The organism is Mesorhizobium sp. PL10 (assembly GCF_053714315.1).
In genome coordinates this window covers 65,835-78,639 of record NZ_JBSKBR010000009.1, presented here as the reverse complement: position 1 = coordinate 78,639, position 12,805 = coordinate 65,835, and the positions used below count along the sequence as shown (strand labels likewise).

Below are 12,805 nucleotides of genomic sequence, written 5' to 3'. Positions count from 1 at the left end.
GCGCCAGCAAGTTTGTGGCCGACATTGCCGAAGCGTGTTCTTCAAGCACGGCCTGAAGGCTTGTCTTGCGATAGCGGTCGAGATTTCCCGCAAACCGGCCGAGCTTTTCGCGCGCCTCTTCGGGCGTCACGGTGTCGATGTCGAGCAGCACATCGTCGACACCGATTCGCTTGGCAACTTCCTTGGTCTTGAACTCATAGGCGATTGGCAGCACCGGCGTGCCGACGCAAAGCGACATGATCATCATGTGCATGCGCGTCGCGACGACGAAGTCGAAGCCCTTGACCAGCGCCATCAACTGATCCGGCGTGTGGAACGAAGCGTCCACGGTCACATGCTTGGCGATCTCCGGATCGAGCTCGGCGACGATCGCCCGCGCGGTCTTGGAATCGTCATGGGCATATTCCGGCACGCCCTGACACGTCGAGACGAAGGTCACCTCCTTGCCAAGGTCCCTGACAAGAATTGTCGCGATCTCGCGGATCGAATCGAGATAGCGGCGCATGCCGCCCTCACCATCGCTGACGTAGTTCCAATGGCGCACCGAAATGGCGACGCGGCCCGTTGACGCCGGCGGCTGGCTGGAAGCGAGTGACTTGCCGATCCTGTCGGTATCGGCCAGGGCGAATACGGCATCGGCCACTACGTGGCACTTGCCGAGATCCTTCACCAAATCCTGGATATGGGTCCGCGACCGTTCATCGCGCAACAGGATGAGCGGGCTGCGGTCAAAGATCGGGCCAAGCTCCTGGCGGTTGTAACTTTTGTTGAACGGGCCGAGGGATTGCGTGAAGAAGACCGGATCCTTGCCAAATATGGCGTCGAGCCGGAACTGATTGAGGCGTCGCTCGAGATTATAGTTCTCGACGAGATAGGTTCCCCCCGTGGTGACCACCATGTCCGCGTCGGCGTAGATATCGAGACCGCGGCGGTCGTTCTGGCTGAAAAAAGTGCCAAGCGCGCTACTGCCAAACCAGCGCAGGGCCTGGAGAACGAGCCGATTGTAGATTGGCTTGAGCCGGTCCTTCAGCCCGCTGCCATTCTTGTATCGGAACAGCGATTCCGACAGCAGCTTGTGAAATTCGAGGTCCGGATAATCCTTCTTCGGATAGAGTCTTTCCGCAACCTCGGGCTGGCTGTCGAACACGGCGAACCTCACGTTTCCCTGCACGATCGTCTTGAGAATGTGGCGGATCGCCAGCAGAATCGCCGCATCCCCGGTGTTCAGGCAGACTGTGTTTTCGACGACGATCTTCATGGATTTACCTCATTTCGTCAGCAGATCCGCGGCTAGGCCAGCGGTGCTCAAGACGGGCGTAGTGACCGAAAATGCTGCACGCCAGGACAATCCCGATGCGGTCCGCGTCACGATTTAGGGCGTTGCACCGGGCTGGTGGCCAACGCACGGCCCGAGCGGCACTCAAGCAAGGCGGAGATTAGCGCATCAATTTTGCACTGCAACAAAAAACGTGCGCTTATTGCTACGCCGCACCAAAAATGTTGCGATGCAGCAAAAGCTGGGTTAGCATTCCCCTGGGTGGGCCAACAGCGGTCGAGTTTTCATGCTGCATGTCTTGTACCTTGTGCACGACGTTTCCGACCCGGCCGTGCGCCGGCGGATCATAATGCTCAGGGCAGGCGGCGCGCGGGTCACATTGGCCGGCTTCCGTCGGACCACAAATGCTGTTCCCGACGTCGAAGGGCTGCAGCCGATCGACCTCGGTGCGACGCGTGACGGCCGATTCGGCCAGCGCATGGCGGCGGTCGCCAAGGCGGCGCTGTCGATAGGCTCGAAGCTTGGGGCGATGCCGAAGCCCGATCTCATCATCGCGCGTAACCTGGAAATGCTGGCGCTGGCCAAGCGTGCCTTTCGCGGCGGAGTGCCGATCGTCTACGAATGCCTCGACATCCACCGCCTGGTACTGCGCGACGACATGCTGGGCAAGGCGCTGCGCACCGCCGAACGCTATCTCGCCCGCGACGTGAAGCTTCTGGTGACCTCGTCGCCGGCCTTCATCGCCAACTATTTCAAGCCGTTCGGGCAAGTCGCAGCCCCGGTGGAACTGGTCGAAAACAAATACTTCGAAACCGCGCCGGTCTCCACAGACCATGGCTTGAAAGCCGATAACCCCGTCGCACCCCCATGGCGCATCGGCTGGTTCGGCGCGCTGCGCTGCCGCCGCTCGCTCGAGCTGCTGGCCGATTTCACGCGCCGTCAGAGCGGGCGCTTCGAGGTCGTCCTGCGGGGCCGTCCGGCACTCTCTGAATTCCCGGATTTCCACGCTTTTGTCGACGCCGAGCCCTATCTTTCCTTCCGTGGCCCCTACCGCAACCCGGAGGACATGGCGGCGATCTACGGCGAAGTGCATTTCTCCTGGGCCATCGACTTCTTCGAGGAAGGGCAGAATTCGGAATGGCTGCTGCCCAACCGTCTTTATGAGGGCTGCCGCTTCGGCGCCGTGCCGATCTCGATGGGCAATACCGAGACTGGGCGCTTCCTCAACCAGCAGGACATCGGCGTCCTGCTCTCCGACGCCACGCCCGATATTCTGGAAACCGCGCTTGGTCGCATGGACCAGGAGCGTTTCAGCAAAGCCAAGGCACGCGTGCTGGCCCGCAATCCGCGAACCTGGAGCTACGACCGCAGCGACTGCCGCGCCTTTGTCGACCGGCTGCGCGGTTTGGCGGTTGCACCCGGCTCCTTCGTCACCGAGGCGCTGGCCTAGAGATGGCTGGCAATGACAAAAATGCAGAGCATGGAAAGGCGCCGATGACGCAAACCGGAGCGCTTCCGCCAAGCCTGATCATTATCCCGTGCCTCAACGAGGCGGCGCATATCGGTGCATTGCTCGAGCAGTTGGAGCCGGCCGCTGCAAGGCTCGGCGCCCGCATCGTCGTTGCCGATGGCGGCAGCACGGACGGCACTTTAGCCATCGTCGAGGCGGTTGCGGCCAAGGATTCTCAGGTCGTTCTTCTGCACAACCCCAAGCGCATCCAGAGCGCGGCGATTAACCTCGCCGTCGCCAGCTTCGGCGCCGGCGCCGAATACTTCATCCGCATCGACGCCCATGGCGGCTATCCCGCCGATTATTGCGACCGGCTGGTCGAGGAGGCGCTGGCCACATCAGCCGATTCGGTCGTCGTCTCGATGCTGACCAGCGGCAGCGGCGCGGTGCAGAAAGCGGTGGCGGCGGCGCAGAATTCCAAGCTTGGCACCGGTGGCTCCAAGCACAGGCACCTGTCCGCCGGCGAATGGGTCGACCATGGTCATCACGCGCTGATCCGGATTTCGGCCTTCACCGCTGTCGGCGGCTATGACGAGACCTTCAGTCACAATGAGGATGCCGAACTCGACTACCGGCTGCGCCAGGCCGGCTACCGCATCTGGATGAGCGGCAAGACGCAGATGGTCTACTATCCGCGCTCCTCGCTGAAAGGCCTCTATTTCCAGTATCTCGGCTACGGCCGCGGCCGCGCCAGGAATGTGCTCAAGCACCGCATGATCCCAAAGGTCCGGCAGATGATCCCGCTGGCGGTGGCGCCGGTCGTTCTTCTCGCGGCATTTTCCTTCATCCACTGGCTGGCGGCGATGCCGCTGCTGGTCTGGGCCTCCGTCTGCCTCGGCTATGGCCTCTGGACCGCGATTGCCCAGCGCAATCCCAACAATGTGCTCGCCGGCATTTCGGCGATGGTCATGCATTTCGGCTGGTCCGTCGGTTTCTGGCTGCAACTGCTGGGCGCGCGATCGCAGCGCAAGGTGGCCTGATGAGCATGGCCTCCAGGGATCGCCGCATCGACATTTGCGTCTGCACATTCCGACGGCCGGAACTGGCCGACACGCTGCGCTCGCTCGCGGCTCTCGCCATGCCCGCCGGCTTCGGCATCGGCGTCATCGTCGCCGACAATGACGACGAGCCGACCGCCGAGGCGCTGGTGACCGAGCTGGCGCGGGAATTGAAGCTGCTGGTTCGCTATCGGCACGCACCGGCGCGCAACATCTCGGTGGCCCGCAATGCCTGCCTTGACGCCAGCACGGCGGATTTTGCCGCCTTCATCGACGACGATGAGACAGCCTCCCCGCAATGGCTGGCCGAACTGATTGCTGCAGCGGAGACAAGCGGCGCCGAGGCCGTGCTCGGTCCGGTGCGGGCGCTCTACCGTCCGGATGCGCCGGCCTGGATGCGCAAGGGCGATTTCCATTCGACCTTGCCGGTCTGGGTGCGGGGCGAAATCCGCACCGGCTACACCTGCAACGTCCTTTTGAGGATGGGCGCCGACAGCCTGCGTGACCGGCGTTTCAGCCTGGCGCGCGGCCAGAGCGGCGGCGAGGACACCGAGTTCTTCGCTTCGATGGTCAACGCCGGCGGCCGCATCGCTTTCGCACCGGAAGCCTGGGTCGAGGAGGTGGTACCGCGTTCGCGAGCCGCGTTCGACTGGCTGCGCCGTCGCCGCTTCCGGTTCGGCCAGACGCATGGCCACCTCATCGGCCAAAATGTCGGTGTTGTCGGGCGTGCGAAGGATGTCGGCCTTGCCTCGGCCAAGGCTGCCTACTGCTTCGGCATGGCGGCACTGACGGCGATCAGCCCGGTCCGCCGCAACCGCAGCGTGCTGCGCGGCATCATGCATGTTGGTGTCGTCAGCGGCCTGGTCGGTATCAGCGAGATCCGCCAGTACGGCCTGCCTTCGCCACAGCAAGGAGGCAAGCGTGCTGCCTGACGTCTCCTTTATCATCGCCGCCTACAATGCGGCGGCCACGCTCGACCGGGCCATCGCAAGCGCCATCGCCCAGCGCGATGTGAGCGTCGAGATCATCGTCGTCGACGACCAGTCGCGTGACAACACGCTCGACGTCGCACGAGCCTACCCGCAGGACCTCGTCCGCGTCGTCGCACTGCCCGCAAACCGCGGACCGGGCGGCGCCAGGAATGCCGGGCTCGAGCTGGCTTCCGGCCGCTGGGTCGCTGTGCTCGATTCCGACGATGCGGTCCTTCCCGGCCGGCTCGCCGCGATGATTTCGCGTGCCGAGAAAGCAGGTGCAGTGATCGCCGTCGACAACCTCCAGGTGGTGCGCGAGGACGGCGTTGCGGAAGTGACGATGTTCCCTGCCGAATATCTGGAAGGCCTGCGTGAAATCACGCTCGCCGACTACATCGCCGGCAACATCATCTTCGAATCCACGTTCAATCTTGGCTATCTCAAGCCGATCTTCCAGCGCCGCTTCCTGACCGAAAACGGGCTCCGCTATGATGAAAATCTGAGCATCGGCGAGGATTACATTCTGCTCGCCAACGCGCTGGCCAAGGGCGGCAAATGCGTGGTCGAGCCGACGACCGGTTATATCTATCACATCCGTACAGGCTCGATCTCGCGTGTGCTCGAGCTTCGCCATGTCGAGGCGATGCGCAAGGCCGATGCGGTCTTCGCTGAGACGAATTCGATGGACGCGGCTGCCGCGGCCGCCTTCGCCAGGCGCGCTCGCAGCCTGCGCAAGGCGGCATCGTTTCTGTCGCTGGTCCAGCACATAAAAGCGCGTTCGCCGTTGAAGGCGATACGCACCGCGCTAAGTGATCCGGCGGCTGTCGGGCATATGTCGATGCCGATTGCCGTTCGGCTCAGAAGGGTTGCGGCACAGTTTGCCGTGGGGACGGGGAGATGAAGCATGCCAGGGCGTCTTTATAGCCGGCGATAGATAGAAATCTTTTCTCTCAGAAGGAATACCAGATGCAGAAAGTCAGGAAGGCAGTCATCCCGGTGGCGGGGCTTGGAACACGGTTCCTGCCGGCGACCAAATCGATGCCCAAGGAAATGCTGCCCGTGGTCGACCGGCCTGTCGTCCAATATGCGGTCGACGAGGCGTTCGAAGCTGGCATCGAGCACATCGTGTTCGTCACCGGCCGCAACAAGGCTGTCATCGAGGACTATTTCGACCTGCATCCTGAACTGATCGGAACACTTGAGCAGACCGGCAAGAAGACCCAGCTCGAGGCGCTCGAAAGCATGCTGCCTGTGGCCGGCGCCACCAGCTTCATTCGCCAGCAGTCACCGCATGGCCTCGGCCATGCGGTGTGGTGCGCGCGCGAAGTCATTGGCGACGAGCCGTTTGCCCTGCTGCTGCCCGACATGGTGTCGTTCGGCGGCCGCGGCTGCCTCGCCGAAACCATGGATCTCTACCGGCAGACCGGCGGCAACGTCATCGCCGTCGAGCGCTGCGAGCCGTCTGAGACAAGTAAATACGGTATCGTCGGCCGGGGCGCTGAGGTCGGCAACGGCTTCGAGGTGACGGCGATGGTGGAAAAGCCGGCGCCGGCCAACGCGCCGTCGAACTATTACATCAACGGACGCTACATCCTGCAGCCCGAAATCTTCTCGCTGCTCGGCAACCAGCAGCGCGGCGCCGGCAACGAAATCCAGCTTACCGACGCCATGGTCCGCCTGGCGAAAAGCCAGTCGTTCTATGCCCAGCCTTTCAACGGCCGCATGTTCGACTGCGGCTCCAAGGAAGGCTTCATCGAGGCCACCATCGCCTTCGCGCTGGCGCGCGACGACATGAAGGGGCCTGTGCTGGAAATGCTGCAGGCGTTCGTGCGGTCGCACGAGCGTCAGGAAGTGGCCGCATAATGCCCATCTTTCGAGGGCATATGCGTTTGGACGATGGCGCAGCCCATGCCTGCGCGCTTGGCCGCTCAGGTTTCACGCCAGATGGCATGAAGTTTGCGTTGCCTGCTTTGCCCCCGATCTCCGCAGCTTCGGAAGAGATGGGGCCTGACCCCGTCTCGCTCCGGAGCCTGTAACCTAGAATTGGACCGAAGATGAATTATGCCAGCTTTCCTCTCGACAAGAGGATGCCGTTGCCCAACACCGATCAGGAAAAGGGTGAAGACTTCATCGACGTCGAGCGCCTGCTTGGCATGGCGGCGCGCCAGGTCAAGGTGGTGGCGGTCTGCGCCATCATCGGCCTGTTCATGGGCGTGCTCTATCTGCAGACCACGCCCAAGCAATATATGTCGGTTGCCAGCGTGCTGATCGACGAGGGACTGAACAAGGTCGTCGACGACATCTCGGCTGCATCCGTCACCATGCAGACCGACGCCGCCCTTCTCAGCCAGATCGAAATCATCAACTCGGCGCGTCTGGCCTCAGTGGTGGTCGACAAGCTGAAGCTTGACCAGAACGCAGAGTTCATGAACCCGCCGCAATCGGCGCTTGCCAAGGGCATCGGCTTCGTGCGCGGCGTGGTCGGCTACTTCCGCTCAAGTTCCGCCGACCAGATTCCCGGCATGGAAAATGTCGATGAAGCGACACGCCAGGCTATGATGCTGACGGCGCGCCATGACTATGCAGTGCTGAAACTGCAGAGCGAGGTGCTGGCACAGCGCACCGGCCGCAGCTATGTGATAGCCATCGCTTACCAGTCGTCGAATCCGGCGCTCGCCACCGCCATCACCAAGGCCTATGCGGACGCCTATCTCGCCGACCAGCTCAACGCCAGCTTCGACGCCACCGAGCGCGCGGCGGTCTGGCTGCAAGGCCGGCTGACCGAGCTTCGCCAGAACTCGCAGGCGGCCGCTCTGGCGGCCGAAAAATTCCGCTCTGAACATGGACTGGCCGCCAACAGCGACGGCCAGCTGATCAGCGACAAGCAGATCGCCGACCTTACCGCCCAGCTGATCGTCGCACAGGCCGATACGGCGCGCGCCAGCGCCCGCTATCAGCAGTACAAGACCATCGTCGAAAGCGGTTCCGACAACGCCTTCAATGATTCCGCAATATCGAGCGACCAGCCAGCGAGTTCCGTCATCGCAACCCTCAAGACCCGCTATCTCACAGTTGCCAAGCGGCTGCAGGATGTGACGGCCAATTTCGGCGCCGAGCATCCGCAAGCGGTGGCGTTGGCCAAGGAGAAGGCCGATCTGTCGACCCAGATTTTCGGCGAGTTGAAGCAGCTGACCGAAAGCTACCGCAACGAACATGAAGTCGCTTTGTCGCGCGAGACATCGCTGAGGCAGAAGATCGCCGACGCGGCCGGCAAGAGCTCCGTCGACAACCAGTCGCAGGTCAAGCTGCGCGAGCTCGAGCAGCAGGCGCAGGCGCTGACCACGCTCTACCAGACTTTCCTCGGACGCTATGAGGAAGCCTCGCAGCAACAGTCCTTCCCGGTCGGCAAAGTCCGTATCATCTCGGATGCATCAACACCGCTTTCCGCCTCGAGCCCGCGCACGTCCAGGGTGCTGGCGCTTGCGCTGGTGCTAGGCGTGCTGCTCGGCGCCGGCTTTGGCGGCCTGAACGAGTTCAACGAGCGGTTCTTCAGGACCGGTGAGGACATTCGCGATCGCGTCGGCCTCAAATTCCTCGGCTATCTGCCGACGATCGGCGGCAGGCTGAGCAAGGATGCCGACGATGGGCCGGCGGATGCTAAAAGCACCAACACCTTGTCAGCGGCCGAAAAGCGGGCGCGCATGCGGGTCAGCGTCGACGCGCCTGCATCGATGTTCTCCGAAACGCTGCGCAACGCCAAGATAGCCTTCGACGTCGTCATGGAAGGGCAAGGCAGCCGGGTCATCGGTGTGATCTCGATCCTGCCTGGCGAGGGCAAGTCGACGGTCGCGGCCAATCTGGCCGGGCTGCTGGCCGCCAACGGCTCGAAGACCCTTCTGATCGACGCCGATCTGCGCAATCCGGGCCTCAGCCGCAACCTCGGCATGGAGGCCGAGCAAGGGCTGATGGAGGCCGTGGTCAACGGCCAGACCTGGCAGTCGGTCGGCAAGGTGGACCGCCAGACCAAGCTGGCGATCATCCCGGCCGTCCTGCGCGGACAATTCTCGCACACCAGCGAACTGCTCTCTTCGGCCGGCATGCGGCGCTTCATCGACAACGCCAAGGAGACGTTCGAGTACATCGTCGTCGACCTGCCGCCGCTCGGCCCAGTGGTCGACGCCAAGGCCTTCGCGCCGCTGGCCGACGGCTTCGTGCTGGTGACCGAATGGGGCCGCACGCCGCGCGCCATGGTGCGCTCGCTGCTGGAGCAGGAGCCTTACATCGCCAACAAGGTCGTCGGTGCCGTGCTCAACAAGGTCGACCTGAAGAAGCTGGCGAAATACGGTTCGCTCGGCGGCTCGGAGAAATTCTTCGACCGCTATTCGACCTATTATCTCGAAAAGTCGGATCTGCGCACCAAGACGGCCGCCTGAAGCAAGAGAAATTCCAGGAAAAGTGTGAACGGTTTTCCCCGCCCTGCCTTTTTCTGGACAGGCTCTGCCCTCAGGAAAAGATCAACTTGCCGAATTTGTCGGCAATCCTGACGGCTGTCAGCCGGCCGCTCTGAAAGGCGCCGGTGTCGATGTCGAGCCTTCGTCCGTCGAGCCTGGGGATGTCGACTGGCGTGTGCCCGTGCACCACAAACCGGTCGAGCAGATGGGCGGCGTCGAAGAACTCGTCGCGAATGTTGAGCAGATCCCGCTCGTCCTGCGCCACGAGGTCGATGCCCGGCCTGATGCCGGCATGGACGAAGACGAATTTGTCCGAACAGAGCAACACCGGCAGACTGCGCAGGAAGTCGATATGATCGGTCGGGATGACCTCTCTCACACGCCGGTCGACCTCGTCGCTTGACGCATAGAGGCTGGCAAGCCGCGCCGGATCGACGCCGTAGGAAAACAGCGTCTCGCGGCCGCCGACCGCCAGCCAGCGCTCCCGCGACAGATAGCCGTCGAGATAGTTCAGCATCGCGACTTCGTGGTTTCCCGCCAGGCAGACGCGCAAAAACCCTTTCGGCGGCGGTGCCAGCAGATGATCGAGCACGCGCGCCGATTGTGGCCCGCGATCGATATAGTCGCCAAGCATGACGATGATCTTGCGCCCGCGAAATTGCAGCCCGTCGATCACGATCTTCGCTTCCAGCGACAGCAATTCCTTGTAGCAGCCATGCACGTCGCCGATCGCGTAGACGACGGTGTCATCCATATCCATTTCCAGGCGCTCGCGTGGCGCCGGCCGAGGGGTTCTGGATCGCTGAAACAAGGCCACTGGGGCTCGATGCCTGCCGAAAATCGGGTTTCGTTTCCAAAGGGCGCGCCCTCGTGGCGCGCCGCAGAACCCGTGGATACATGGCAGTCGTTGGAAATTCCATAACGGCGACCGGCTGCCTTCGCCGCCGGCCTCAGGACCTGATGGTCAAGCTGGATGCGCGGCTCGGCCCCAACAGCCCCAGCCGCCACGCCTCTGTGCCGGCTCGGCCTCCGGCAACGCCAGGCGGTCAGACCCCGATGCCACGTCCTTTGAGCGCCGCGGTGATCTCATCGAGGATGACGGGATCGTCGATGGTCGCCGGCATCGTCCACTCTTCCTTGTCGGCGATCTTCTGCATGGTGCCGCGCAGGATCTTGCCGGAGCGAGTCTTGGGCAAGCGCTTGATCGTCACCACGGTCTTGAAGGCGGCGACCGGGCCGATCCGTTCGCGCACCAGCCCCACCACCTCGCTTTCAATGGTGCCGGCATCGCGGGCGACCCCGGCATTGAGCACGACGAAGCCGACCGGTATCTGGCCCTTCATGGCGTCGGCGATGCCGATGACGGCGCATTCGGCGACATCGGGATGCGCTGAAAGCACCTCTTCCATGGCGCCGGTCGACAGCCGGTGGCCGGCGACATTGATGATGTCGTCGGTGCGGGCCATGACATAGAGATAGCCGTCCTCGTCGATCATGCCGGCGTCGGCCGTCTTGTAGAAGCCGGGGAACTCCTCGAGATAAGCCTGCCGGAAGCGGGCGTCGGCGTTCCACAGTGTCGGCAGGCAGCCGGCCGGTAGCGGCAGTTTCACGACCACATTGCCGAGTGTGCCGCGCGGCACTTCATGGCCGGCATCGTCGAGCACGCGGATGTCGTAGCCCGGCATCGGCACGCCGGGCGAGCCGTATTTCACCGGCAGCAGGCCAAGGCCCGCCGGGTTGATGGTCATCGGTGAGCCGGTCTCGGTCTGCCACCAATGGTCGACCACCGGCACGTTGAGTTTCTGCTCCGCCCATCTGATGGTTTCGGGGTCGGCGCGTTCGCCGGCGAGAAACAAGGTGCGGAATTTGGACAAATCGTATTTCGGCACGAATTCGCCCTTGGGGTCCTGCCCCTTGATGGCGCGGAAGGCGGTCGGCGCGGTGAACAGCGCGACGACCCCATGCTCGGCAATTACTCGCCAATATGTGCCGGCGTCGGGCGTGCCGATCGGCTTGCCCTCGAAAAGCACGCTGGTCGCGCCATGCAGCAACGGCCCGTAAACGATGTAGGAATGGCCGACCACCCAGCCGACATCGGATGCCGCCCAGAACACCTCACCCGGCTTGACGCCGAACTCGTTTTCCATCGTCCATTTGAGCGCGACCATGTGGCCGCCATTGTCGCGCACGATGCCCTTCGGCTGGCCGGTCGTGCCGGAGGTGTAGATGATGTAGAGCGGATCGGTGGCGAGCACCGGCACGCAGTCGACGTTGGCTCCCGCCGCGCGCTCGCGCGCAACCGCATCGGCAAAGTCGATGTCGTAGTGGTCCTTGAGCTCGCAGCTCAGCTGGTCACGCTGCAGGATCAGGCATGCGTCCGGCTTGTGGCGGGACATCTCGATCGCCTTGTCGAGCAACGGCTTGTAGGCAATCACGCGTCCCGGCTCCAGGCCGCAGGACGCCGAAATAATCAGCTTCGGCTTGGCGTCATCGATGCGTGTGGCAAGCTCATGCGAGGCAAAGCCGCCGAACACCACCGAATGCACCGCCCCGATGCGGGCGCAGGCCAGCATGGCGATCGCCGCTTCGGCCACCATCGGCATGTAGATAATCACGCGATCGCCTTTGACGATGCCGCGGTTCTTCAGCACCGACGTCAGCGCCACTACCTCGCGCTTCAGTTCGGCATAGGTGAATTTCTTGACCGTGCCGGTGATGGCGCTGTCATGGATCAGCGCGATCTGGTCGGCGCGGCCGCCAGCGACATGCCGGTCGAGCGCGTTGAAGCAGGTGTTGCAGGTGGCGCCGTTGAACCAGCGCCCGTAAACGCCGGCCTTGGCATCGAACACGCTGGTCCACGGCGAATACCAGTCGATCGCCTCGGCGGCATCGGCCCAGAACTGTTCCGGGTCGCGTTTCCAGCCGGCATAGACCTCGTGGTAGCGTGACGCCATTCATTCCTCCTCGGGGAAACTCCCTACCTTGCATAGCCTATGCGGGTTTTCCCGGCCATGTCTTCCCCCAAATGCCATGTGCACGATGACAAGGCTGTGCCCGGTTCGAGTAACTGCCCGACCGCCTACAGCCTGTCGGAATCCTACAAATACACCCCACCCGGCAAACCGGCCATATTGGCTGTGCTGGTGCAGCGTTTCAGCCAGGGTTTGAGGACATCGCCGTGACCGGGCAGGCACGCTGAGCAATTCCAGGAAAAGTGTGAAACGGTTTTCCAGGGAAAAGCGCGTAGCGCTCTCTCTTGGGAATTGCGTCAAAACAGAGGTAGAGCGGTGCAAACGTTCAGTAAAACGCTCTGAGCCACAGTCTGCCTTGCGGCAGCCAGCAAACGGTCATGCGCCCTGAAACAGCGCGTTCGTGCCAGATGTCAGCTTAAAGCGGCAAGGCCGCCAGCATCAGGCCGACGCCACCTGCAATCAATATCGCCGCTGCCAACGCCTTCCGATGGCGTTCGAACGCCGTCGGCGCCCGCTCCCAATTGTAACGCATACTCAATGCTCTCCCAAACCCCGGCGGTCTCCATAGCTTACTTAAGGTAAGAAAAGCAAGACCTTGACCCTGTCCGGTAGCCGGCTTCACGGTTT

General features: G+C 62.8%; 9 protein-coding genes and 1 pseudogene. 7 read left to right on the top strand and 3 right to left on the bottom strand.

The window, feature by feature from the left end; translation table 11 throughout:
- Positions 1–208 precede the first annotated feature (208 nt).
- A pseudogene (locus ACWGTO_RS16345) lies at positions 209–1,258 on the bottom strand (polysaccharide pyruvyl transferase family protein); the annotation flags it as partial.
- A gap of 304 nt (positions 1,259–1,562) precedes the next feature.
- Here ACWGTO_RS16345 and ACWGTO_RS16340 point away from each other — a divergent pair.
- The 6 genes from ACWGTO_RS16340 (at position 1,563) to ACWGTO_RS16315 (ending at position 9,188) form a co-directional block, all read left to right on the top strand.
- Positions 1,563–2,726, top strand: coding sequence for a glycosyltransferase (locus ACWGTO_RS16340; RefSeq protein ID WP_454575851.1), 1,164 nt, complete (start codon positions 1,563–1,565; stop codon positions 2,724–2,726).
- Between the two features lie 44 nt (positions 2,727–2,770).
- On the top strand, positions 2,771–3,766 hold the full coding sequence (locus ACWGTO_RS16335) for a glycosyltransferase family 2 protein (protein ID WP_454575850.1): 996 nt from the start codon (positions 2,771–2,773) through the stop codon (positions 3,764–3,766).
- Positions 3,766–4,716, top strand: coding sequence for a glycosyltransferase (locus tag ACWGTO_RS16330; protein WP_454575849.1), 951 nt, complete (start codon positions 3,766–3,768; stop codon positions 4,714–4,716). The genes ACWGTO_RS16335 and ACWGTO_RS16330 overlap by 1 nt, the downstream gene beginning before the upstream one ends.
- Entirely contained in the window at positions 4,706–5,656 is a 951-nt protein-coding gene (locus ACWGTO_RS16325; protein ID WP_454575848.1) for a glycosyltransferase family 2 protein, read from the top strand. The genes ACWGTO_RS16330 and ACWGTO_RS16325 overlap by 11 nt, the downstream gene beginning before the upstream one ends.
- Before the next feature lie 65 nt (positions 5,657–5,721).
- Positions 5,722–6,618: a UTP--glucose-1-phosphate uridylyltransferase GalU gene (gene galU, locus ACWGTO_RS16320; protein WP_454575847.1), complete on the top strand. Its 897-nt coding sequence runs from the start codon at positions 5,722–5,724 to the stop codon at positions 6,616–6,618.
- Positions 6,619–6,809: 191 nt separating this feature from the next.
- Entirely contained in the window at positions 6,810–9,188 is a 2,379-nt protein-coding gene (locus ACWGTO_RS16315; RefSeq protein WP_454575846.1) for a polysaccharide biosynthesis tyrosine autokinase, read from the top strand.
- Positions 9,189–9,258: 70 nt separating this feature from the next.
- Here the strand turns inward: ACWGTO_RS16315 and ACWGTO_RS16310 are convergent, their stop codons facing one another.
- Both ACWGTO_RS16310 and ACWGTO_RS16305 read right to left on the bottom strand, forming a co-directional pair.
- Positions 9,259–9,966 carry a metallophosphoesterase family protein gene (locus ACWGTO_RS16310; RefSeq protein WP_454575845.1) on the bottom strand — a complete coding sequence of 236 codons (708 nt, stop codon included), beginning with the start codon at positions 9,964–9,966 and terminating at the stop codon, positions 9,259–9,261.
- 286 nt (positions 9,967–10,252) lie between these two features.
- Positions 10,253–12,160: a propionyl-CoA synthetase gene (locus tag ACWGTO_RS16305; protein WP_454575844.1), complete on the bottom strand. Its 1,908-nt coding sequence runs from the start codon at positions 12,158–12,160 to the stop codon at positions 10,253–10,255.
- A 57-nt stretch (positions 12,161–12,217) separates the two neighbouring features.
- On the opposite strand from ACWGTO_RS16305, the gene ACWGTO_RS16300 reads away from it, so the two are divergent.
- A complete protein-coding gene (locus ACWGTO_RS16300; RefSeq protein ID WP_454575843.1) occupies positions 12,218–12,388 on the top strand; it encodes a hypothetical protein in 171 nt (56 codons plus the stop codon).
- Positions 12,389–12,805: the final 417 nt, after the last annotated feature.

Bases quoted from the DNA above. Each gene is read 5' to 3' on its own strand.
- ACWGTO_RS16335 (WP_454575850.1), top strand. From the start codon at position 2,771: ATGACGCAAACCGGAGCGCTTCCGCCAAGCCTGATCATTATCCCGTGC.
- ACWGTO_RS16300 (WP_454575843.1), top strand. From the start codon at position 12,218: ATGTCTTCCCCCAAATGCCATGTGCACGATGACAAGGCTGTGCCCGGT.
- ACWGTO_RS16305 (WP_454575844.1), bottom strand. From the start codon at position 12,160: ATGGCGTCACGCTACCACGAGGTCTATGCCGGCTGGAAACGCGACCCG.
- galU (WP_454575847.1), top strand. From the start codon at position 5,722: ATGCAGAAAGTCAGGAAGGCAGTCATCCCGGTGGCGGGGCTTGGAACA.
- ACWGTO_RS16315 (WP_454575846.1), top strand. From the start codon at position 6,810: ATGAATTATGCCAGCTTTCCTCTCGACAAGAGGATGCCGTTGCCCAAC.
- ACWGTO_RS16340 (WP_454575851.1), top strand. From the start codon at position 1,563: ATGCTGCATGTCTTGTACCTTGTGCACGACGTTTCCGACCCGGCCGTG.
- ACWGTO_RS16310 (WP_454575845.1), bottom strand. From the start codon at position 9,966: ATGGATATGGATGACACCGTCGTCTACGCGATCGGCGACGTGCATGGC.
- ACWGTO_RS16330 (WP_454575849.1), top strand. From the start codon at position 3,766: ATGAGCATGGCCTCCAGGGATCGCCGCATCGACATTTGCGTCTGCACA.